This is a genomic window from Streptomyces sp. NPDC001904 (assembly GCF_040297005.1).
In the GTDB taxonomy this organism is placed as follows: domain Bacteria; phylum Actinomycetota; class Actinomycetes; order Streptomycetales; family Streptomycetaceae; genus Streptomyces.
In genome coordinates, this window is the sequence record NZ_JBEOYI010000025.1 from 15,283 (window position 1) to 38,358 (window position 23,076).

General features: G+C 67.5%; 12 protein-coding genes. All 12 read right to left on the reverse strand.

The window, feature by feature from the left end; genetic code table 11:
- Positions 1 to 240 precede the first annotated feature (240 nt).
- The 12 genes from ABT127_RS30915 to ABT127_RS30970 all read right to left on the reverse strand — a co-directional run bounded on the left by ABT127_RS30915 (position 241) and on the right by ABT127_RS30970 (position 22,912).
- Positions 241 to 3,450 (reverse strand): non-ribosomal peptide synthetase, encoded by a 3,210-nt coding sequence (locus ABT127_RS30915; RefSeq protein ID WP_351457139.1) that lies wholly within the window; start codon positions 3,448 to 3,450, stop codon positions 241 to 243.
- An 82-nt stretch (positions 3,451 to 3,532) separates the two neighbouring features.
- Positions 3,533 to 4,696 carry an acyl-CoA dehydrogenase family protein gene (locus ABT127_RS30920; protein WP_351457141.1) on the reverse strand — a complete coding sequence of 388 codons (1,164 nt, stop codon included), beginning with the start codon at positions 4,694 to 4,696 and terminating at the stop codon, positions 3,533 to 3,535.
- A 22-nt stretch (positions 4,697 to 4,718) separates the two neighbouring features.
- Positions 4,719 to 5,699, reverse strand: a complete 981-nt coding sequence (locus tag ABT127_RS30925) for an alpha/beta fold hydrolase (RefSeq protein WP_351457144.1) — start codon at positions 5,697 to 5,699, stop codon at positions 4,719 to 4,721.
- A 14-nt stretch (positions 5,700 to 5,713) separates the two neighbouring features.
- A complete protein-coding gene (locus tag ABT127_RS30930) occupies positions 5,714 to 7,117 on the reverse strand; it encodes an amino acid adenylation domain-containing protein (protein WP_351457147.1) in 1,404 nt (467 codons plus the stop codon).
- Positions 7,118 to 7,120: 3 nt separating this feature from the next.
- The gene (locus ABT127_RS30935) at positions 7,121 to 8,872 is read right to left on the reverse strand and encodes a non-ribosomal peptide synthetase (RefSeq protein WP_351457150.1); all 1,752 of its coding nucleotides are present in this window, start codon (positions 8,870 to 8,872) and stop codon (positions 7,121 to 7,123) included.
- 17 nt (positions 8,873 to 8,889) lie between these two features.
- Positions 8,890 to 10,107: a cytochrome P450 gene (locus tag ABT127_RS30940; RefSeq protein ID WP_351457152.1), complete on the reverse strand. Its 1,218-nt coding sequence runs from the start codon at positions 10,105 to 10,107 to the stop codon at positions 8,890 to 8,892.
- 110 nt (positions 10,108 to 10,217) lie between these two features.
- Positions 10,218 to 10,937 carry an alpha/beta hydrolase family protein gene (locus ABT127_RS30945; protein ID WP_351457155.1) on the reverse strand — a complete coding sequence of 240 codons (720 nt, stop codon included), beginning with the start codon at positions 10,935 to 10,937 and terminating at the stop codon, positions 10,218 to 10,220.
- Positions 10,938 to 11,073: 136 nt separating this feature from the next.
- Positions 11,074 to 14,529 (reverse strand): non-ribosomal peptide synthetase, encoded by a 3,456-nt coding sequence (locus ABT127_RS30950; RefSeq protein WP_351457158.1) that lies wholly within the window; start codon positions 14,527 to 14,529, stop codon positions 11,074 to 11,076.
- Between the two features lie 54 nt (positions 14,530 to 14,583).
- Positions 14,584 to 15,342 (reverse strand): thioesterase II family protein, encoded by a 759-nt coding sequence (locus ABT127_RS30955; protein WP_351457161.1) that lies wholly within the window; start codon positions 15,340 to 15,342, stop codon positions 14,584 to 14,586.
- The gene (locus ABT127_RS30960) at positions 15,339 to 15,554 is read right to left on the reverse strand and encodes an MbtH family protein (protein ID WP_351457163.1); all 216 of its coding nucleotides are present in this window, start codon (positions 15,552 to 15,554) and stop codon (positions 15,339 to 15,341) included. The genes ABT127_RS30955 and ABT127_RS30960 overlap by 4 nt, the downstream gene beginning before the upstream one ends.
- Positions 15,555 to 15,608: 54 nt before the next feature.
- Positions 15,609 to 17,072, reverse strand: coding sequence for a condensation domain-containing protein (locus ABT127_RS30965; protein WP_351457166.1), 1,464 nt, complete (start codon positions 17,070 to 17,072; stop codon positions 15,609 to 15,611).
- A 440-nt stretch (positions 17,073 to 17,512) separates the two neighbouring features.
- Positions 17,513 to 22,912: an SDR family NAD(P)-dependent oxidoreductase gene (locus tag ABT127_RS30970; RefSeq protein ID WP_351457169.1), complete on the reverse strand. Its 5,400-nt coding sequence runs from the start codon at positions 22,910 to 22,912 to the stop codon at positions 17,513 to 17,515.
- Between the last annotated feature and the right edge of the window lie 164 nt (positions 22,913 to 23,076).

A 23,076-nucleotide genomic window follows, 5' to 3' on the forward strand; every position in this document is an offset into this window, starting at 1 on the left:
GGAGTCATCGGCTCGTCTGCGCCGCGGAAGGTGCGGCCCTGGGACAAAAGCAGAGACAGAAAAGCCCGGACATGATTGCGGGTACGAAAAATCCGTACGGACGCAATCGTCCGTACGGAGCGAAGTCATATACCCACAGTGCACCAACGTGCGGTGCCTATTCTTAAGACTTGCGCATTCGTTGTCAACGGCCGATTTCGGGGAATTGCCCGGTCAGCGGAGTGGCGAGCACTATGTCCGTCACTCTTCGGTACGGCCTCGTCGTGCCCTCAACTGCTGCTGGCGGCGCTTCATCAGAGCGTTCTGCTGCACCCCTGCGGCTTTCGTGGTGAGCGGCAGGGACGAGCCGGCATGCGTCGCCGCTCGCGCAGCGCGGGGCGCGGTTGCATCGTCCCGCTCACCGAGGAAGGCCGCCTGGGCACGCACCGAGGTGTGTCGGAAGAGATCGAGCAGTTCGACCTCTCGGCCAGTGAGCGCCTGCAGCTTGTGTTGGAGCGCCACCAGGAGCAAGGAGTGCCCGCCGATGTCGAAGAAGTTCTGTTCCATGCCCACGGATACTCCGGGCAGCAGCTCAGTCCATATGTCGGCGACCAGACGCTCCCGTTCGTTTTGCGGCGGCAACGTCGGTCGGTCCGGTCCGGACGCCGGGGCGGGCAGAGCGCTGCGGTCGATCTTCCCGTGTGCGGACAGGGGCAGCTCGTCGAGGACCACCATGGCCTGGGGGATCATGTGCGGGGACAGACGCGCGCGAAGATGCCGATCCAGGTCTGCGGTATCGAAGACCTCCGGCGTCCGCGGGGCGACGTAGGCCACCACCCGCCGGTCGCCCGGAACGTCCTCGCGGACCACGGCCACCGCGCCGCGTACCTCGCCGTGTGCGTTCAGTGCCGCCTCGATCTCGCCCAGCGCGACTCGGAAGCCCCGCACCTTGACCTGATCGTCCCGGCGTCCGAGGAACTCGATGGAGCCGTCGCGGAGTCGACGCACGACATCGCCCGTACGGTACAGGCGTTCGCCGCTCCCCTCGCCGAGGGAGTCCGAGATGAAGGCGGCCGCGGTGAGGTCGTGCTGCTGGTGGTAGCCGCGGGCGAGATTGACGCCGCCGATGAGGAGCTCGCCGGTGACGCCGATGGGCACGGCCCGCCCGGCTTCATCGACGACGTGGGCGCTGGTGCCCGGCAGGGGAACGCCGAGTGGTGTGATGTCCCACTGGGCGTCCGGGTGGTCGGCAACGGCGAGGGTCAGTACGCCGACCGTCGTCTCGGTGGGGCCGTAGTGGTTGATGACCTTGCACTGCGGAACGAGCCTCTGGAGGGAGCGCATCCAGCGCCAGTCCGACGCCTCGCCCCCGATGACCAGATACCTGCCGGGCAGCAGGTCGGCGAAGCGGGGCGAGGTTTGCAGGGCGCGGAGGTGGGAGGGCGCGATCTTCAGAAAGTCCACGCCGTGTGTCTGGACCCAGTCGGCGAGTTTCGAGGCATCGAGGGCACATTCACGAGACAGCACATGGACCTCGCCCCCGGTGCACAGGGGCGGGACCAGTGCCGTGACGCTGGAGTCGACGGTGAGGGGCTGCACCATGGCGTAACGGAGGGGGCCGTCGATACCGAGGCGCCGCAGGACGGAGTAGGTGTAGCTCACCAACTGCCGGTTCTCCACGATCACGCCCTTGGGCCTGCCGGTGGATCCCGAGGTGTAGAGCAGATAGGCGGCGTTCGACGCGGCGGATGGCGGGGTCGGCACGTTGTCCACGGGCCTGCCTGCGAGAGCCGTCCAGGCGCCGTCCAGCTCGATCACTTGGTGTCCGGGCAGAGTCGTGGTCCCGGAGGCCACCACGGTTTTGACTCGGGCATCACGCAGGATGCCCGCCCGGCGTTCGGTGGGGTCGCGGGGGTCCACGGGAACGTACGCCCCGCCGGCCTTGAGAACGCCGAGGACCGCCACGATCAGCTCGACGCTGCGGTCCAGGCAGATTCCTGTGGTCACCTCGGGGCCTACTCCGGATTCCCGCAGCAGATGAGCCATTTGGTTGGCGAGAGCGTTCAACTCTGCGTAGGTGAGGGCGGCCTGCTGCGAACGCACCGCGATCGCGTCGGGTGTCCTGTCGACCTGGGCTTCGAAGATCTGGTGGAAGGTCTCTTGTGGCACGTCGGCCGATTCGCCGTTGAGTGCGGCGATGACGTCCTGCTCCGCCGCGCTGAGCAGCGGCAACTCCGCCACGGGCTGGTCGGGTGCGGCGAGCGCGCCGGCCATGAGGGTTTGGTAGTGATCCAGGATGCGCCTGGCGGACGAGGGATCGAGGACATCGGTGGCGTAGCAGAGCTGACCGGCAAGCCGGTCCCCGTCCTGGATGAACTCCAGGGTCATGTCCCCCAACGCGGCTCCGTTGTGCACGTGAATGAACTCCGGTGCAAGGTCCGTCGTCGTGACCAGCTTCGGGGCCTCGTGGAAGGAGAATCCTGGCCGCCCGAGAAGGGTGAGGGGAGACTCCGGCGCCACGGTGTCTGCCCCGCGGTCCAAGGCGTGCCGCGCCGCTTCCAGCACTGTGGTGAAGGACTGCCTCCCCGTCACCTCACAGCGCACGGCGGCGAGGGTCTCCTGGGGGCCCGGAGCTGCCGGAGTCGTCGGCCAACGCGAGAGATCGGTGGCCACGGCCAGTGCGTGCTGACCGCTGTAGCGGTGAAGTAGGGTCTCGAAGAGAGCCAACAGAACGGCGGGCAGCTCCGCACCGCTGGCCGCACCGAGCGCACGCAACGCTTCCACGGTCGCGGTGGGCACCTCGAACGGCACGGCCTCGGCCGCCAGTGCACGGCGTTCGGGGCGGGGGCGGTCCAGCGGCAGCTCCGGTACCGGCGGCAGATCCCTCGGCGCCACTGACGCGCCGGACTCAGGCGGCGGCCCAGCAGGCGCCTCGGCAACCGGCGCGAGCGCATCGGCCGCTGTGTGCACACGAGCGGTCGAGCTGTAGGCCGCGAATGTCCGCCCGAGCAGCGCCGCGGCGGACCCATGGTCGCCGGCCATGCGATGCAGGACGAGCAGCAGCGTGTGTTCCCGAGCGGCGGCACGGATCAGAACGGCGCGGGCTGTGGGACCGTCGGCGAGGTCGAACGGCGCTCGCGCCGCTGCGGCCATCAGTTCCTCGGCTCGTCGGGTGCTCGCTCCCCGCTCCAGATCACGCAGGTCGTGCACCGTCACCGGAAGGACCGGTTGTGTGCTCGCGGTGGGCAGGGGCACACCGTCGGTGACAGTGAAGCACTCCCCCAGAGCCGGATCCGCCGCAGCAGCGATGCGCAGTGCGTCTCGCAACGCGTCTTCGTCCAGTTCGCCGGTCAGTCGGACCGCTATCGGCACGTGTACGAGCGGACTTTCAGGCGCCAACAGGCCCAGCAGCCAAGCCTGCTGGCGGGCGGCGGAGAGTGGAGACGGCTTCCGGGAAGAAGAATGTGTCATGAGGGGGCTGCCTCGAGGATCGTGGTGAAGACTCCCCGCTCGTGCCGGCGGGGGTCATGGCGGGAGACCTGGGCCGTGCCGGTCAGAGCGCGCGTGTGGCCGTTCCGGCCGGGTGGGGAATGTTGGCGCTCCAGTTGCCGAGCATGGACTGGTGGAGCTGCGTCGTACCCTCGATGATCTCCATGACCTTGGCGTCCCTGAACAGTCGTGCGACTGAGGAGTCTCCACCGATGCCATAGGCGCCGAGCACCTGGACCGCGTCCGCCGCCACCCGGTTCGCCGTCGTGGAAGCGAAGTACTTCGCCATCAAGGTCCGGTTCACGGCGTCCATGCCACCGGCGTCCTTCACGAATCCGACCTCCAGGCACATCAGCCGGGACGCGGTGGCGCCGGTGAGCATGTCGGCAAGCATGCGTTGGACCAGCTGGTGGTCGATGATCGCCGTGCCGTACTGCTCCCGCTCGCGCGCGTACCGGGACGCCTCTTCCAGACATGCCTGAGCCAGACCCACACAGCCCCAGGCCGTGCTGTAGCGGCCGATGTCGAGCGCGGTCGACGCGACGAACACCAGGCCGGAGCCGGGGTGCCCCACCATGGAAGTCGCCGGGATGCGGCAGTCGTCGAAGGAGATCTCGCCGAGCGACGAGCCGCGCAGGCCCAACAAACCCGGCAACGCCTCGACCCGAAGGCCGGGGGTCTCTCGTTCGACGAGGAACGCGGTGTGTCGCCCCTCGTACTGGGCGAAGACCAGAAACACGTCGGCGATCTCACCGAAGCTGATCCACTTCTTGACACCCCGCAGCACGATGTCAGTTCCATCGAGCCGTGCCTCCGTCTGCACGCTCTTGGCGTCGCTGCCGACGTTCGGCTCGGTGAGGCAGAACGCGGCGATGGCATCGCCCGATCCGATGCGCGTGAGCCACTGGTCCTTCTGCTCCTGGGTTCCCCACTTCCAGATGGAGTGAGACACCATGTCGGCGCAGGCCACAAAGTTGCGGACGTTCTGGCAGGTGCGGCCCGTCTCCTCGGCCATCAGGCCGTAGGTCACCATGTCCAGGGAGCGGCCGCCCCACTCCTCGGGAAGCAGTGACGAGAGCCAGCCCGCGCTGCCGAGCTTCTTGATCAAGTCACGCGACAGGACCTGCTCCTCATCGGCGGCCCGTGCCTCAGGCGCGATGAATTCGTCGGCGAACTCCCTGAAGGACGCCCAGGTCTGCTTCTGCTGGTCGGTGAGGCGGCTGGTCATCGCAATTCCTAGCTTTCGGAGGTTACTTGTGTTCGACGGACCCGCACCCGAGGAGCAGCGCCAGCTTGGTCAGCAGCTCTTCCTCGGAGTCACGGAGGAAGAAGTGATCGCCGGCAATCTCCTCGGCGGCGAAGGTGCCATTGCTGTAGGAGGCCCACTCCCCCGCCGCGGCCCGCGGAACATCGTGGTCATCGGCGCCGTAGAACACGGAGATCGGGCACTTCAGCAAGGCGAACCCGGGTGCCTGGTAGTGGTCCAGGATCATGTAGTCCGCGCGCAGGGTCGGAAGGTACAGCTCCATCAGCTCTTGGTTCTCCAGAAGCTCCTCCGGTGTGCCACGCAGCTTCCGCAGCCGGTCGGTGAATTCCTCGTCCGACAGGTCATGGGTGGTCTCGAGCGGGGTGGCCTCGTGCGGGGCCGGGCAAGCCGAGACGATGAGGCGCTGCGGCGCGGGAAAGCCACGCTCAGCAAGGTGCCGGGCAAGTTCGAAGGCGAGCACACCGCCGAAGCTGTGGCCGAACAGGGCGTAGGGGGTGTGCCGTGCTTCGCCCATGGCGTCGGCCAAGTCCTCGAGCAGACGCGGCATCTGGTCCAGCGCCGGTTCGGACCAGCGTGCACCCCGCCCGGGAAGTTCCAGGGGTTTCACGGTCACGGCTGCCGGCAGGATGTCATCCCAGTGCGCGTACATCCGCGCCGAGGAGCCTGCGTAGGGAAGGCAGTAGAGGTTCAGTGCCGCGCTCTCGTCGGTGTCCTGCTGTGGGCCGGACGGGAGGTTCGCGCTGCCGATGCCGAGCAGGCCGGACACGGTGGGATTGTCGTGGATCTGCCGCAGTGGAACGGCGTGGCCGAGTGCCTTGGCCAGCCGTCGCTGGAGTGCGACGGCCAGAATGGAATTCCCGCCGGCTTCGAAGAAGTTCTCGTCGTCCGATGCGGGTTCGGCTTCGAGGGTGTCGCGCCACGCCTGCAGGACAGCAGAACGGACCGCTTCCGTCTCAGGGTTCATTGCGTGTGCTTTCGTCACAGGTCGGCGTCGGCCAGCCCGGCACGGTCGATCTTTCCGGAGCTGTTGCGGGGCAACGACCCTACGAATCGGGCCTTGCTCGGGCAGTGGCTCGCCGGCAGCCGGGAACGGATCCAGGTGTTCAGCGTCTCGGTGGTGAGGTCCTCGGAGGTGACGACGAAGGCGACCATGAAGGCTCGTTCCGGGCGGTCGGCATGGCGGACGAGTACCGCTGCCTCCGTCACCGCGGGGTGTTCCTCGATCACGGATTCCACTTCGCCGAGCTCGATCCGGTGACCCCGCAATTTGATCTGTGCGTCGACCCGTCCCAGGTACTCGAGGGAACCGTCGGCCGCCCACCGGCCTCGGTCGCCGGTGCGGTAGGTGAGCGCCGGGCCTTGGGGTGTCGTACGGACGGAGAATCGTTCGGCGGTGATATCCGGACGCCCCAGATACCCGGACGCCAGGCCCTCGCCGTAGAGGAAGATCTCCTCCTCGTCCAGGAAGAGGGCGCAGCCCGGAAGGGGGTCGCCGAGCGAGACGGTGTCGGCGTGCTCGATGCGTGCAGCGGTGGCCCAGATGGTCGCCTCGGTCGGACCGTAGAGGTTCCACAATTGCTTGCTGCGCGGGAGAAGAGCCGCGGCGAGGCTCGGAGTGAGTGCCTCTCCCCCGCACCAGACCCGGCACCCGTACGAGAGGTCTTCGTCTCCGGTCGCGAGAAGCAGACGCCAAAAGCTGGGTGTTGCCTGGATGACGTCCGGTGAGTGGAGTGCGAGGAACTCCGCGAAGGCGTCGGGATCTGTGCGCGCTTCGACAGGTACGGCGACGAACTTGGCACCGACGATCAAGGGCACCAGCATCTCTGCCAGCGAGATGTCGAAGGACAGCGCCGTCATGGCGAGGATGGTCTCCCCCGCTTTGAGGCCGGGGACCAGGGACAGCGCGCGGATGCGTGAGGCCAGGGAATCATGAGGGACCATCACTCCCTTGGGCCGTCCCGTAGATCCGGACGTGTACAGAACGTAGGCCACGTCGTGCAGGTCGCGGCCGTCCGTGTCCGCGGCCGGCATCGTGTCGAGGCGGTCGACGGTGAATTCGGCCTCCTGGGGGGCGCGGATCACGGCTGCCGGACGCGCATCGTCCAAGATGAGCTCGCGGTGCGCCGGCGGGCTCTCCAGGTTCATCGGCAGGATCGCGCAGCCGGCCCGAGCGCCCGCGAGGAGTGCGATCGCCCCGCTCACTGGACTTGAGGTCTCCAGCGCCAGCAACGAGCCGGGTTCCACGGTCTGCCGGATCAGAGCGGCCAGGGACTCGGCCTGCCGTATCACGTCCTGGTAGGCGTGCACGTGCACGCCTACGGCTGCGGGCTCCTCGGCGGTGCGGTCCGCCTGGGCGCGGACCAGGTCCCAGATCGTCTCCATACGTCAGTCCCCCTTGGTGCGGAGTTGCTCCTCGACCTGTGCGGTGAAGTCCGCGAAGACCGGGCTGCTGAACATCACTTCGAGGGGCAGCGGAATGCCGAAGGCCTTGCGGGTCATGTTCAGCACGCGGGCGGCTTTGAGCGAATGGCCGCCGAGTTCGAAGAAGTTGTCGTTCGGCTCGGGTGCTCGGCCGAGCACCTCGCTCCAGATCTCCGTCAGCTTCTCCTGCGTCGGATCCAGCATCGTCGCGGCGACCTCCACCGGCCTGTCTGCCGGTGCGGACGGCAGCTGGGCAAGATCGAGGAGTTCGGCCCGGTTGATCTTTCCGTTGGCGTTCAGTGGGATCGAGTCGAGCCGAAGCAGGGTGGCGGGCACCATGTACGCGGGGAGTACGTCGGCGAGTTCGGCGCGTACGGCATCCACGGCGGCCGGGCCCGAGTAGAGCCCCACCAGTTCGCCCCCGTCCTGGTCGGGGCGGACGGTCATCGCGGCCTGGTCGACCCCGACGACGCGCAGGGCCGCCTGCTCGATCTCGATGAGCTCCACCCGGTGTCCGCGCAGACTGACCTGGGAGTCGCGGCGCCCGAGGAACTCCAGTTCCCCCTCCGTGGTCCAACGGCAGCGATCGCCGGATGCGTACCACCGGGCGCCGTCCGGGTCCTGCGTGAACTGCTTGCGGTTCATCGCTTCGTCACGCAGGTAGCCAATGGCCAGGATGTCGCCACCGATGTGGAGCTCACCGGGGGTGCCCGGAGCGGTCACGATGGATCCGTCCTCGGCCACCAGTCGGACCTCGGCGCCGGAGATGGCGCGTCCGATCACCGGCGCCTCGTGCTGTGCGGGCTCGCGCAGATCGCCGCTGGCCGTCGTGACGACGGTGGCCTCGGTGGGGCCGTAGTGGTTGAACACAGCTGCCGGGAAGTCGGCGGGCGGTCGTACCCGGAGTCGGTCACCACCTGTGGTGAGGACCCTGAGCGACTGGGGCGGGCTGCTCATCGTGAAGGCCTGCTCGGCCAGCGGGGTGCTCAAGAAGCATTGTTCGACACGGTGGTCGTCGATGAAGCGGCACACCATGTCGATGTCTGCCGTGGCGACGCCTTCAGGGAGTACGAGCGTGGCACCGCCGGCAAGCGTCGACCACACCTCCCATGCCGATGCGTCGAATCCCAGACCGGCGAAGGCCGCGACGCGGACGCCGGGTCCGGTTCGGTAGGTCTCCTGATGCCAGGCAACGAGGTTGCCCAGACTCGCGTGGCCGACCTCGATCCCCTTGGGGGTGCCGGTGGAACCGGAGGTATAGATCACGTACGCCACTTCGGCATCGGACATCGCCGGGTGGCCGTCCTGCCCTGCGTGCGATGCGGCGTCGGGCCAGAGGACGAGCGAGACATCGGCGGGTCCACTGCCGCCGGGCGACAGGACCGCGAAAGGCCGGGCGTCGCTGAGGATCGCGGTACGTCGCGCCTCGGGAAGCGCTCCGTCCACCGGAAGATAGGCGGCACCCGCACGCCATGCACCGAGCTGGCAGACCACGCCCTGGATTCCACGCGGAAACAGGGTGGCGAGGAGCGCCCCGGGGTGGAAGGAGTCCGTCGCGGTCAGCCGGTCGGCGACCTTCCCGGCGGCCTCCCACAGTTCGCGATACGTCAGGCTCTGCGACGGGGCCGTCGCCGTCCCCAGGACGATGGCCACCGCGTCGGGACTGTGCCCCGCCCATTCCTCGATCAGCTGCGGCACGGTGCTCTGTGCGGTCATCCCACTCACAATCACTCCTACTCTGAGGGCCACGACGGCTCTGACGGCCTCGAGACGGCCCCGGATGCTGCGGACGTTCGGGTGCCGATGTTCAGCCTCAAGTGCTCCATGACGGTGACGCCGTGGTGCGGACGCAGTACCGGCGGCTCTGCCAGCTCGACTCGGCTCCAGCGTCGGATCAGACCGTTGAGGGCTGCGGCGACCTCAAGGCGGGCCAGGCCGGAGCCCAGGCAGTAGTGAGCCCCGTAACCGAAGGCGAGGTGCCTGCCATTGCGCCGATCGACGTCCAGAACGTCCGGATTCTCAAGGGCGGCAGGATCGCGGTTGGCGGCTCCCAGCATCAGCAGCACCAGGTCGCCCGGCTGGATACGGTGGCCTTCGACCTCTACCTCCTCGGCTGCCACTCGTGCCACCTGTTGGACCGAGGTGTCGAACCTCAACAGCTCGTCCACCAGCGTGGGGATCCGCTCCGGGGTCACCATGTCCCACTGCCCGCTGTGCATGAGGGCACGAACCGCCTTGCCCACGAACGACGACGTCGTGTCGAACCCGGCGAACACCAGCAGGCTTGCGGTGGCGGCGACGTCCTGCTCCTCGATCCTGCCCTCCTGGTGCGCCTCCCCCAGGATCTCCAGCGCGGTCCCGCCGGACCCGGCCTGAGTGGACTGCGCAGCGGACACCGCCTTCTCTATCTCTTCGAGGGCGAGGGTCCCGCGCCGCACCACGTCGGGCAGGTAGTCGGCCACCAGGAGGGCGGCAATGTCGGAGGCCCAGTTCGCGATGCGAGGAGCTACCTCCTGTGGCAGCCCGATCACTCGACACACGACTCGGCTGGCCAGGGGTACGGCGAGTTCGGACATGACGTCGATCTGCTCGGTGACGCTGTCGAGCAGATCGTTCACGGACTCCTCGACGAAGGGCTGGAGTGCGGCGACTCGGCTCGCGGAGAAGAGCGGGGCGATCAGGCCGCGCAGGCGCTGATGCCGGGGGGCATCGTTGAACATGAACCAACGCCGCACGATGTCAGCGGTGCGCATGACGTCGGTGGTGCCCGACCGCTCGTGGTGCAGCCGCGTCGTGCCGCGCTCCGGCCAGGCGGATGACAGGGCGGGATGGCGCAGCAACTCGGTCACCTGGCGTTGGCCGGTGACGATCCAGACCCCGAGATCGTCGTCGCGCCGAACGGGCTCAGCATCCCGGATGGACAGATAGTCCATGCACGGATCGATGGGCATCAGTCCGTTGTCGTGTCGGTAGGGACAGCTGACTTCCATGGTGTTGACCCCTCTGCGTGAGTGCAGGGCAGACCGCTCGCCCGGACCGGGCAGTGGCTACGGACGGACTTCTACAGGCGGGCCGCGACCACCGTCGCAACGGACTGAGCAGCAGCCGTGCTGGTGAACAGGGCCACCGGGTCCACCGGGAAGCGGTGCACCTCGCCGGGACCGGTGTGCTCCCATTCGGCCGCCTCGCTGAGCAGCACGTGCACCGGTTCCTTCGGCAGCACGCTGCCATGGGCACCGGCCGCGAGTGTGTAGCTCATCCAGCCGCGCTGATGCCGGGTCAGGCTCTCGGCAATGTCCTGATCGAGCTCCGGGGCACACCGCTGGACCGTCGCGGTGAGGAAGTCACCGATCACGGCCAGGGCGTCGTCGGGGCTCTGGCCCAGGATCTGGGGCACGTCCTGCGGTGCCAGATCTTCGTCCATGGCTGTGGCCAGTTCGATCAGGAGCTCCTGAGCCTCATGAGCGTCCGGCGCACCGGGGTCGACGAGAATCAGACGGGGATCACCGCCCAGCCGGGCTGCGAGTTCGGAGGCGAAGCCGGACCCGGAGCAGTAACCGAGGACCACTGTCGGCACGACCGGATCCACCGCCAACTGGGCTGCCCAGTAGTCCGCCTGGGCCTCGATGGCGCAGATGGCCCCAGGAAGGGTGGGGTTGTCCAGCGGATCGATCGGAACGTAGCTCGCTTGCAGCTCCGATGGAAGCAGCGTGGTGAACGAGCGAGGGATCGGCTCGCGGCCGAACTCGACTCCCACGATCCTGACTGACTGCGCGGACAAGGCTTCCCCTTCGGGTATGAGCACGGGCTCTTGGATCTCGGTCGCGCGGTGCGACGCAACCGCTGGGCTCACGAGAGCGAACCGGCCGCCACGCGTGCGGGACGGCCGGTTGCTGCGGCCGGCCGGGCCACCGGCACTATGCCGTCCTGCGCATCGAGTCGATCTGTGCGGCCAGCGTGGCGATGGTTGGTGTGTCGACCAGCGAGCGCACCGGAATGTCCAGTCCGAGTTCGTTCCTGAGACTGCTGACGACTGCCAACAGGGAGAACGAATCTCCGCCGGCCTCGAAGAAGTTGGCCTCCACGCTCACCTCGTCCAGCTTGAGGACGTCTCTCCAGGCTGCCGCCACGGTGTGTTCCGTGTCGGTGCGCGGTGCCACGACGGTCGGTTCGGCGACCGTAGCCGCACTGGGCCGCGGCAGGCGCTGGCGGTCGACCTTGCCGGTCGGCGACAGGGGGATCGCGTCGAGCCACATGAACACCGCCGGCTGCATGACGATGGGCAGCTTGGGCGCGAGGTGAGCGCGCAGCGTGGTTTCGTCGAGTTCGCTGCCCACCAGCAGGGTCACGTAGGCGACCAGCCGCTGGTCGCGTTCCAGGACGACCACGGCATTGGTCACGTCAGGGTGCCCGCGAAGGACCGACTCGATCTCCTCCAGTTCGACCCGCACGCCTCGGATCTTGACCTGGCTGTCGACCCGGCCGAGAAACTCCATTTCCCCGTTGGGCAGGCGGCGCACCAGGTCGCCGGTGCGATAGAGGCGACGGCCGGGCCTGGTGGGGTCCGGGGCAAATCGGTCGGCGGTCAAGCCGGGCCGGTTGCGGTAACCGCGGGCGACGCCGTCGCCGCCGATCCACAGCTCGCCGGGGACACCGATGGGCTGCAGGTTGCCCCAGCGGTCGACCACCGCGCAGGAGGCGTTGGCGATCAGCTCGCCCAGCGGCATGGAGCTGCGCTCCACCGGCTCGTCGCCCATGCGGCCGACCAGCGCTGCGCCGGCGGTCTCCGTGGGCCCGTACTCGTTCCAGATCTCGCACTGCGCCGAGACGACCTTGCGCGTCCTGGCGACCAGATCGGCGTCCAGGTTCTCACCGCCCATGGACACGTGGCGCAGCGTGGGCATCTTGATGTCGGCATCCGTGATGCCGCGCATCTGGGTGGGCGTCAGATACAGCATGTGGATCGACCGCTCCTCGATGAAGCAGGCGGTGGCCCGTCCGTCGGCGCGCACCTCACGTGGCAGCATGACCAGGCACGCGCCGGCGGTCAGAGCATGGAACATCTGCTCGACGGACCAGTCGAAGTGGTACGAGAGGTTGTGGACCACCCGGGTTCCAGGGCCGATGGGTCGGATGTCCTGGGCCCACTGGATCCACGGGGTGATCGCGGTGTGCGGCAGTCCAACACCCTTGGGGTTGCCGGTGGTCCCGGACGTGTACATCAGGTACACCAGCTGCGACGGGTGCAGTGTGGGGCGGTGAGTGCCGTCTCCGGAGCCGGCCGGCGTCTGCCCACTGTGCTCGGTGGTGTGTTCTCCCGTGAGGGCGCCGGTGCTGACCACGTCGATGCTCGAGCAGACCGCGTCCGGCAGCTGCTCGCGCAGCTCCGGCGTAGTGACCAGGATCTTCATACCGCTGTCCGCGACGACGTACGACATCCGGTCGATCGGTGCGAGCGGGTCGATCGGCACGTATGCGGCCCCGGCCTTGAGGATGCCGAGAATTCCGATGATGAGATCCGCCGAGGGATCGGCGCACAGGCCGACCAGGTCGTCGGCGCCGATGCCGCGCGCGGCCAGTTCCGCCGCCAAGCGGTCAGCCCTGTGGTCAAGTTCGCGATAGCTGACGCGCTCGTCGCCGCTTTCGACCGCGTCCGCGTCAGGGTTCTGGCGCGCCTGCTCTTCGAACATTCGGTGCAGGAAGCGGTCGGTCGGATACGGTCCGCAGGTCGCGCTGGACCACTTCTCCAGCTGGCGACGCTCCGTGTCGGGGAGAACTTTGAGTTCGGAGACACGCTTGGTGGGCGCGGCCACGGCATCGGCAGTGAGGACGCTCAGGTGCTCCAGGATGCGCCAGGCCTTGTCCTCGAGGAACAGGTCGGTGTTGTAGTCGAGAGCGAGGCGGTAGGTGAACTCGGTCTCGACGACCCTGAACACCAGGTCGAACTTGACTGCCTTCAGGTCGAGATCGAGGTCGACGTCGGTGACGGTGAGCCCGGCCAGCTCCGGCGCCGGCACTTCGTGCTGGAACGCCAGCATCACCCGGAACGGTCCCTGGCGGGAGGAACGGTCGGTCGAGATCGCGTTGACCACTCGTTCGTAGGGAACGTCCTGGTGGGCGAAGGCCTCCTTCATCTGGACCCGTACACCGTCGAGCAGGTCGGTCACCGCCGGGTCGCCCGACAGATCACTGCGCAGGGCGAGGGTGTTGAGGAAGCACCCGAGCATGGATTCCAGTTCAGGCAGGTCCCGGTTGGCGCTGGGGATGCCGACGACGATGTCCGTCTGCCCGCTGTACCGGCTGAGCAGCACGTTGAGCAGGGTGAACATGGTCATGAACGGAGTCGCGTTGTTGTCCCGTGACAGCTCCCGGATCCGACGGGACACCGCTCGGGGCAGCTCGATGCTCACCGATGCCCCGCGGCTCGCGATGTTCTCCCGGGGTGGCAGGTCGGTCGGCAGGTCCAGTACGGGCAGCGGACCGCGCAACTTGTCCTTCCAGTAATCGAGTTGCCGGTCGAGAGCGTCTCCACTGATCGTGCGCCGCTGCCAGGCGGCGTAGTCGGCGTATTGCACCGGGGGTTTCTCGGTCGCGGAAAGCGTCCCGTCGGCGGCTGCCGCATACAGCTCGAGCAGCTCGGACATGGCGAGCTCGAAGGAGTACACGTCAGTAATGATGTGGTGCAGGTTGATCAACAGGACGTGCCACTGCTCGTCCAGCTGGTAGAGCTCCACCCGCAGCAGCGGTCCCTTCTCCACGTCGAACGGCCGCTGGGCGGAGTCGAGAAGGAGGTCGGCCAGGGCCTGCTCCTGCTTCTCCTCCGGCTCACTTCGGAGGTCGATCACGGTCAAAGGGAGGGTGGCCTTGCCCTGGATCACCTGCTCCGGTACTCCGTCGACAGCCCTGATGGTGGTACGGAAGACGTCGTGTCGGTCGACCAGTGCCTGGACAGCCTGCTCCAACGCGGTGGCGTCGAGCGGGCCTACCAGCTCGTTCGCCACGGGGACGTTGTATCGGGAGCTCGGCCCCTGGATGTGCTCGTCCACCCACAGACGCTGCTGTGTGAACGACGTGGGGGCGTGGAAGACATCGTCGGTGCGTGCAGCGAGCGGCTCGATGGTCAGAGCCCCGGTGGGCGCCACGTCTTGCAGCCCCTCGATGGCGGCGGCCAGTTGGGAAAGGGTCTGTGCCTCGAAGAGCACACTGAGCGGAATGCGGATCTCCAGCTCCTCGCGCAGACGACTGATGACCCTGGCACCCTGCAGCGAATTGCCACCCAGTGCGAAGAAGTTGGCATCCGGGCCGGGTATCTCGGTCCGAAGGACAGCCGTCCACACATCCGAGACAACGTCCACTACGGACCGCTGCGACATGTTTCTCCACCTATTCGGTCGATAAGGAGCACAGATATTGCGAAGAGCCTTCGGTCAACGACCGTTGACGTGTGACGTAGCACTGAGTCGGCGGACGATCTCGCCGAGCACGGCCGCCCGTGCGGAATGCAGGAAGAAGTGATCGCCGTCGAACATGCGCAGATCGAAGTCCGCGCCCGTCAGCTCACCCCAGCGCGGCAGTGACGCGTTGCCTGCGGGGTCATCCTCGGTCCCGCCGAATGCGGAGACCGGGCAGTTCAGTGCGGGCGCACCACGGAAGCGGTAGGTCTCGACGACAGCAAGGTCGGCACGGATCACCGGAAGCAGCAGGTTCATCAGTTCCGGGTCGGTGAGAACGACTTCCGGAGTGGCCCGCCAGGCACGCAGCCTTTCGATGAGCTCATCGTCCGGAGCCTCGTGGTACTGCGGCACGACTTCCGCCCTGACCTGGGGGGCTGCGCAGCCCGAGACGAACAGCCGCCTGGGTGAACCAGCCTCCATCCGCTGCAGTGAGCAGCTCAGGTTCCAGGCGACGAGGGCCCCCATGCTGTGCCCGAAGAAGGCGAACGGGCGATCCAGGTACGGGATGATCGCCGGCACCAGAGCGTTGAGTACATCGCCCATCCGATCGAGCGGGGGCGTCCCCAAACGGTCTTCGCGGCCCGGAAGCTGTATCGCCCACGGCTCGATGTCGTCGGGCAGTGAGGCGCCCCAGTCCCGGAAGGCGGAGACACCACCCCCGGCGTACGGGAAGCAGAACAAGCGTGTTTCCGCCTGCGGCCGGTTGGCCAGTGGCCTGACGAGCGCCTTCATCGTCCGCTCTTACCTGCCATCTCCTGGCGCAGGGTCAGCGGCCGCATGTCCGTCCAGACCTGATCGATGTGCGCGAGACAGGCATCCTTGGAACCCTGTTCACCCGCGTCCCGCCAGCCTGCGGGAATCTCGCGGCCCAGCGGCCAGACGGAATACTGCTCCTCGGAGTTGATCACCACGACGTACTCGTCGTCGTGACGCTGCTCTTCCATGGACTTTTCCTCTCGGTGAAGACTCCGGTGCCGGTGAACCGGCCCTTGGTGGGCTCAGTCGTTCGGTGTCGTGGGGCGGGAGGCTCGGAGCGTGCCGAGGCGACGGCGGGCGCCGGGCTGCGGCGTCCAACGCGCCTGACGTGCCTCGCGCAGGGGTTCCGACAGCGCCTCCAGCGAGATCGCCGGGTCCGCGACGACCTGCCGCAGAACGGCCAGGAGACCCAACTGGATCTCGTGGACCTCAGACTTCGCCAGCCGCCGGGAGTTGTAGTTGGCGCGCATGACGATCTGGTCGCCGTCCGGTCTGCCGAACAAGCAGAGGTCGAGCTGTGACGTCTGGTTCGCGGGCGGCAGGAAATCGGCGAATTGGAAGGAACTCGAAAAGATCGGGTTTCTGCCGGGTCGAGCCTCGGCGTCGAGCTTGTCGAGGAGCCGGGTGAAGGGATAGCGGCTGTTCGCGTAGGCGCCGATGCTCGCCGCTCGGGCCCGGTGCACGACGTCACCGAACGCGTCGGTGCCCGACATCGTTATCCGCACGGAGAGCGGGTTGACGAAGTTGCCGACCATTCCGTCGAGCTTGTTGGTGTCGCGACCGGAGAACGGGACACACACGACGATGTCGTCGTTGGAGCCGATGTCTCGTAGGGCCACCACGAACGCGCTCAGCAGCAGGACGTGCGGCGTGACGCGCAACTGTCTGGCCAACGCCGTCAGTCCTGCGGTGAGGTCGGTGTCGACGCTGAATTCCAGCGTCTCGTTCACCACTTCCTCGGCTGGTGCATCGTGATCGCCGATGCGCAGCCGCGGCAGCGGGGCGGCCAACTGAGCGAGCCAGTAAGCCTCCATGGCTTGGCTCTGCGTGCTCGAGAGCCACTGTTGCCGGTCTCGCACGAACGCGTCGAACGTCGTGGCGAGCGTTGTCAGTGCCGGTGGTTCGCCGGCCACCAGAGCTCGGTAGGAGAGCAGCAGCTCGCGCATCAGGATGCCCATGCTGGTGCCGTCCGCGATGATGTGGTGCAGGTTGGCGTAGAGGCAGTAGTGGTCGGACGCCAGCTGAAAGATCTTCACCCGTACTGGTGGGGTGCCAAGGTCCTCGAAGGGGATCGCACTCTCAGCCTTGATGAGCCGCTCCACCTCGGCCTCGGGATCGACCGCGCCGCCCAGGTCGACGAGCGGCACTTCGAGGGTGTGCTCGGGCAGCACGCTCTGGCGGGGGCCGTCCGCCGTGTCTCGGAAGGACAGTCGCAGCGCCTGGTGCCGTTCGATGAGGACGGCCACAGCGCGGCGCATCACATCCACGTCCACCGCCTCGTGCAGGTGTTTCCACACTGGCAGGTTGGCGTCCGCTCGGCCTTCGTCGAGCTGGTGCTGGAGCCACAAACCCTGCTGAACGTTCCACAGTTCGAACCAGGCTCCCACGTCCTGTGCTCCTGGGTTCGAGGTGTCCTGTGGCGGGGCCGGCTGCACCGCGTTACCGAGTCCCTGTTGGACTCCGGCGACATCATCGATGTCTTCCACTGAGCCAGCCAATCTCTTCATACGTGGTTACTGAACAATGCGCATCGCTGCCGCGAACTCGGTGAGGAAATCGAGCAGCCCGCCGAGGCCTGGGAAGTGGTATGGCACGAGGGCCGTCAGCTGCCGTCGAAATGCGGAGGAGGGGTGTTTCTGGATGCTTTATCAGCCACAGGGCTCTGACTCATCCGAGAACACGTCATCGTGGAGGTGGCGCAGAAGTATGCGGCACAACTCATCCACTATGAGATACATATTCTTAGGCCACTCTGCCCGTGTCAAGGGTTTACTCCGGCGAGCTCAGCCCCGGAACAAAGTCGCCCCTGACAGGCAGTTTGGAAGTGTGACCGGTGCGGGCCGCGGCGGCCCGCACCGGTCACACCCGCCCTACGGATGCTCCCGAGACACCGTCCTTGTGGGACTGAGGGATCGGTTCAGATCCTTCAGGCCTGGGCGTCCCTGGTATCGAGGTACTCGGCGAGGTCCGCGACCGTCACGTAGCGGTACAGGTCGACCATCGAGACTCGGATGTCCAGGACCTTCTGGATACTCTGGGCGATCCGGAGAGCGGCCAGCGAGTCCACCCCGAGCGCAAACGACGTGTCGTGCACATTGAGTTCGCTCAGACCCACCTCGCGGGCCCAGATCCCGGCGAGGGCCCGCTCGGTGTCGCTGAACTCGCCGTCTTCCTTACCAAAGAGCTTCAGACCTTCGTCGGACGGCACGGTCGGTGCCGACTCGGTCGACGCGGTGTCGGCGCTACGTGCTGCGGTGATGGCCTGCTCAATCGGGGCGGCCAGCACCAGCGGTGCGCTGCGCAACATGTGTGTGAGCCCGTCGGAGCGGCCCAGCTTCGGGTAGTTGATCTCGCCGACGACCACGGACGTGCGCGTAGATGCCAGGATCTCCTCGAAGCTGCTGAGCCCGTCTTCGATCGACACCGACCGGAAGAAGCCCTGATCCTGCTGGACCCCGTGGTCGAACGCCATGCCGGTGTCCAGCCAGTCGCTCCAGTCGATCGTCACGGTCCGCCTGCCGCGCGCGCCACGCTGCTCGGCAAAGGCATCCAGGTAGGCGTTGGCTGCGGTGTAGTCGCTCTGCCCGGCTGCTCCGAAGATGGCGACCGTGGAGCCGAAGTTCACCATGTAATCCGGCGGGTCGTCCTGCGTGACGCGGTCCAGCACATTGGCGCCGAGCACCTTGGGATCGAGCGTACGGCGGAAGGTCTCCGCATCCTTGCGGAAGAGGAAGCCGTCGCCGGCGACCCCGGCCGCATGGACGATGCAGCCGATCGGCCCCAGCTCGCCCCGAACTTCGGCGACCACGCGCTCCATTGCCGCCTCGTCGGTGACATCGCCGGAGAAGCTGCGCACCACGGCGCCGTTGTCCGCCAGTGTGCGCAGTGCGTCTATCTGGCTGCGCAGCTTGGCGTCGGTGACCTCCGCCCACTCCTCGCGTTCCGGCAGCCTGGTCCGCCCGACCAGCGCCAGCCGGACGCCCGGGACCGTACGGCTGAGGTGGTCGGCGACCGTGAGTCCGAGCCCGCCCAGACCACCGGTGATCAGGTAGACGCCGCCCGAGCGCATGGGTGTGCCCGTAGGCTCCTCACCGAGGTGCGCCGGGGCGAGTTGGGCGACGTAGCGCAGACCGTCACGCAGCGCCACAAGGGTGGGTGTGCGTGCACCGAGCAGTTCGGTGCAGACGGCCTCGGCGTCGGTGTCCTCGGCGATGTCAAGGCAGAACACGTCGGTGGCGTCGTACTCCTGGCCGATCACCTTGGCGAGACCGAAGAGCGTGGCGTGGACTGCGGCTGTCTCCGGCTCGGTCCCGCGCACTCGCGCAACCATGGGTGCGATCACGCTGAGCCTGGCCGGGGCGACGCCGCGTTCGGAGAGCGTGCGGGCCAAGTGGAAGAGGCTGTGCACGCCATGGTCGAGTCGGGCCTGCAGCACCGCCAGGTCCTCCTGGACGCCACCGTCCGCCGGGGCCGCGACGTGCACGATCTCATCCGGAAGTAGCGTGCCGAACGTGTCCAGCAGCCGAGCGAAACCTTCGGCGGTGGGGGGTACTTCGAACTGGTCCGCAGCCTGCGGCCGCCACTGATCCGCGAGTACCGCTTCCGTGACGCTGGCACCGTGAGCGCGCAGCGCGGCAGTCAGCTCACTGCCGATGGCACCCTGTTCGCCGATGACGAGCATCCGGTGCGGCGCCTTCTGCTGCTCCTGCGGGGGCGGCGCCGGTATCCACCGAAGGGTGTGGTGGCGGGTGTGCGGGCGCAGCTGGGCGACGGTGCGCCTGGCATCGCTGACGCGCTTCACGGTGAAGCCGCGGATTTCGACTGCTGTGGCTCCCGACTGGTCGCAGATCAGTACGTCGACCTTGCGGAACTCCGCGTTGTTCGTGTATTCGGGGTGCGGCTGGATGAAGCTCAGGCCTTGAGCGGGCAGCGGTCCGTGCAGGATGAGGGAGTCGTAGCCGACCGGGAGGAAGAAGTCGCGGTCGCCGAGGGCGAGCCGACGGTCTTCGGCGGACTCCAGGACCGCAAATCCGCTGAAGCCGGTGGCCTGATCGAGCAGGGTCGGGTGCAGGGCGTACTGCGCGCACTCGGCCCGGTAGGGCTCGGGCAGGTCGAGAACACCGAGCGCGGCGCGCTCGCCCACGTGGACGGTCGGCAGACTGCTGCGCCAGCGGTCGCCGAAGTCCATCACCTTGTGCTCGGTCTGCCGCAGTGCGATGTCCACACTCTCCAGTGAGCACGCCTGACGCAGTTGCTCCGGATCCTGCTGGGGTGCGGGCGAGGAGAGCGGCCGGACGCCGACCGTGCCCTGCACGTGCACCGTCCAGCGCTCTCCCGACGGGTCGAGGCTGGCGACGCTGAACTCTGCCTGCAGGTCGTCGACCTCACGGAGGGTCAGGTGTGCGGTACGCGGGACGTTCTCCTGCACCAGCAGCGGGACCAAGAACGTTACGTCGCACAGTTCGGTGACCGGTCGGCCGAAGTGCTGCGAAGCAGCGGCACGAGCCATCTCCAAGTAGGTGGTTCCCGGGACGATCGCCTCGCCGAGCAGCTTGTGCTCGGCGAGTACCCAGTGCCGCTCCAGCGAGAACCGGGTGGCGAAGACGGACTGGCCCATCGTCTCGAGCAGCACCTCGTCCAGCAGTGGGTGGGGGCCGGAGGCGTGGTGCTCCACAGCCTGCGGCTCCTGGGGCTCGAGCCAGTAACGCTGCTGCTGGAACGGGTAGCTGGGCAGCGGAATGCGCCGGCGCTCCTGCTGCGCGAAATAGGCGGCCCAGTCGGGCGCGGTGCCGGTGCGCCAGAGGCTGGCGAGGGTGCGCTGGATCGTCTCCGAGGCCGTCTTGCGGTCCCGCTTGTGGGGAAGTGAGGCCAGGGTGTTGGCCTCGACGCCCGCACCGGTGAGGATCCGGCGGGCGAGGCTGCTGAAGGTCTGGCCGGGACCGACTTCGAGCAGGGTGGTTCCCGGTTCGGCAGCTACGACCCGAACGCCGGCGGCGTACTCGACGGTCGAGCGGATGTGGTGGCCCCAGTAATCGGGATCCGTCGCCTGTTGGTCGGTGATCCAGGTGCCGGTCACATTGGAGACGAAGGGGGTCTGCGGGGTGCCGCGGTCGACGGTGGCGACGGCCGCGGTGAACTCCGCGACCATCGGCTCCATCAGACCGGAGTGGAAGGCGTGTGAGGTGGCGACGGGCTGGGTGGCCCAGCCGTGCTCATCGGCGAGAGTGGCGAAAGCCCGGATTGCTTCGTGGGATCCGGAGACGACGCAGTCGCGGGGACCGTTGTGGGCGGCGAGCGACAGGCCCTCGGTGAGCGCGGTCTCGACGGTGGTGCGGTCGGCCATGATGTTGAGCATGGCGCCCGAAGCCCGGGCCTGCATGAGGCGGCCGCGAAGGGCGACCAGGCGCAGTGCGTCGGGAAGGGTGAAGACGCCGGCGAGGCAAGCAGCAACCCACTCGCCGAGGCTGTGGCCGATCATCGCGGTGGGGGTGACGCCCCAGGACTTCCAGAGCTGGGTGAGGGCGTATTCGACGACGAACAGGGCGGGTTGAGCCCACTGTGTCCGGTCGAGACGGCTGTCCTGGGTGAAGACGATGTCTCGGATGTCTGTGTCGAGGTGCGGGCGGAGGAGTTCGGCGCACTCGTCGACGCAGGCGCGGAAGGTGGCTTCCTGCCGGTACAGATCGTGGGCCATGCCGGAGTGCTGGGAGCCCTGGCCGCTGAAGACGTACACCAATGGTGTGGTGCTGCTCGCGACGTGATGGGTGAGGACATGGGCCGGGTCGCGGGCCTCCAGAGCGGCTGCGATGGTCTCGGGGTCGGGTCCGGTCACGCTACGGCGGTGCGGGAAGGTCCGGCGGCCGGTGGCCAGCGTGTGCGCTGCGTCGGCCAGGTGTGGCTGTTCGCGGCGCAGGTGGGCGGCAAGGCGGTCGGTGGCTTCTTCGAGGGCTTCGGCGGTACGGGCCGAGATGATGAGCGTCTCGGTGGGATGAGGGCTGGGAGAAGAGGGTCCGAGGGCGGGGGCTTCTTCCAGGATCACGTGGGCGTTGGTGCCGCCGAACCCGAAGGCGCTGATGCCGGCACGGCGGGCGTGGTTCTCGGTGCGGGGCCAGGGTGTCGGCTCGGCCTGGACGTGGAAAGGGCTGTTGGCAAAGCCGATGTCAGGGTTGCCGTGGCTGTAGTTCAGCGAAGGCGGCAGAAGTTCGTTCTTGAGTGCAAGAGTGGTCTTGAGCAGGCCTGCCATGCCAGATGCAGCGTCGAGGTGGCCGACGTTTCCCTTGATCGAGCCGAGGGCGCAGGAGCCGGCGTTGCCAAAGGCCCGGGACAGCGCCTGCACTTCGATCGAGTCTCCGATGACCGTGCCGCTGCCGTGCGCCTCGACGTAGTCAATGCTCTCGGGGTCGACCTGCGCGGCAGCCAGTGCCTCCGTGATGACCTCGGCCTGTCCACCGGCGGTCGGAGCGGTGAAGCTCGCCTTGACTCCGCCGTCGTTGTTGACGGCCGACCCCTTGATCACGGCGTGGATGGTGTCGCCGTCGGCCAGCGCGTCCTCCAGCCGCTTGAGCGCCACGACGCCGACACCGTTGCCAAAGACCGTGCCCCGAGCGTCTGCGTCGAACGGGCGGATGTGTCCGTCCGGGGAGAGGAAGGCACCCTCCTGGTAGAGGTAGCCGGTGTTCTCGGGAGTTTTGTAGGAGACGGCTCCGGAAAGAGCCATGTCGCACTCGTAGTTGAGCAGGCTCTGACAGGCGGCGTGCAGTGCGACCAGCGAGCTGGAGCAGGCGGTCTGGACCGGGAAGCTCGGGCCCCGCAGGTCAAGCTTGTAGGACACACGGCTGGTCAGGAAGGCGAGTTCGAAGCCCAGGCCGACGTTCTCGCCTTTGATGGCCTCGCCCTGCTCCAGGTTGCTGAAGATGTTCCCGAGATAGGCGGTGGTGCTGGCGCCGCCGAAGACGCCCACGCTGCCGTCGTACTGGGCCGCGTCGTAGCCGGCGTGCTCCAGCGCCGCCCAGGCAGTCTCCAGGAAGAGACGGTGCTGCGGGTCCATGATCTTGGCCTCGCGAGCGGAGTAACCGAAGAACTCCGCGTCGAACAGGTCGATACCCTCGAACTTGGGTGCGGCCTTGACGTAGTGCGGCTGGCCGAAGACCTCGGGTGAGACTCCGGCCACCGTCAGCTCTTCATCGGTCAGGGTGACGATCGACTCGACGCCATCGCTGAGGTTCGCCCAGAATTCGGCGAGGTCCTTGGCACCGGGGAAGCGTCCCGCCATCCCGACGATCGCGACATCGCTGTGTGCCGGAAGGTCCGTGAACTCCGTGGTCATCATTGGTTCCTTGCCGTTCTGCGCCGTTGGTCGAGCCCCCGCCGCGACTGCGATCTGTCTGTGTGTCCTCGCCCCGGCGCCACACCACGACCTCACCGATTGCGGGGTTCCCCCGGCTCTCTCGAACACGCGTGGTGTCGGGCCCCTGTGGGTCGGCGGTGGGG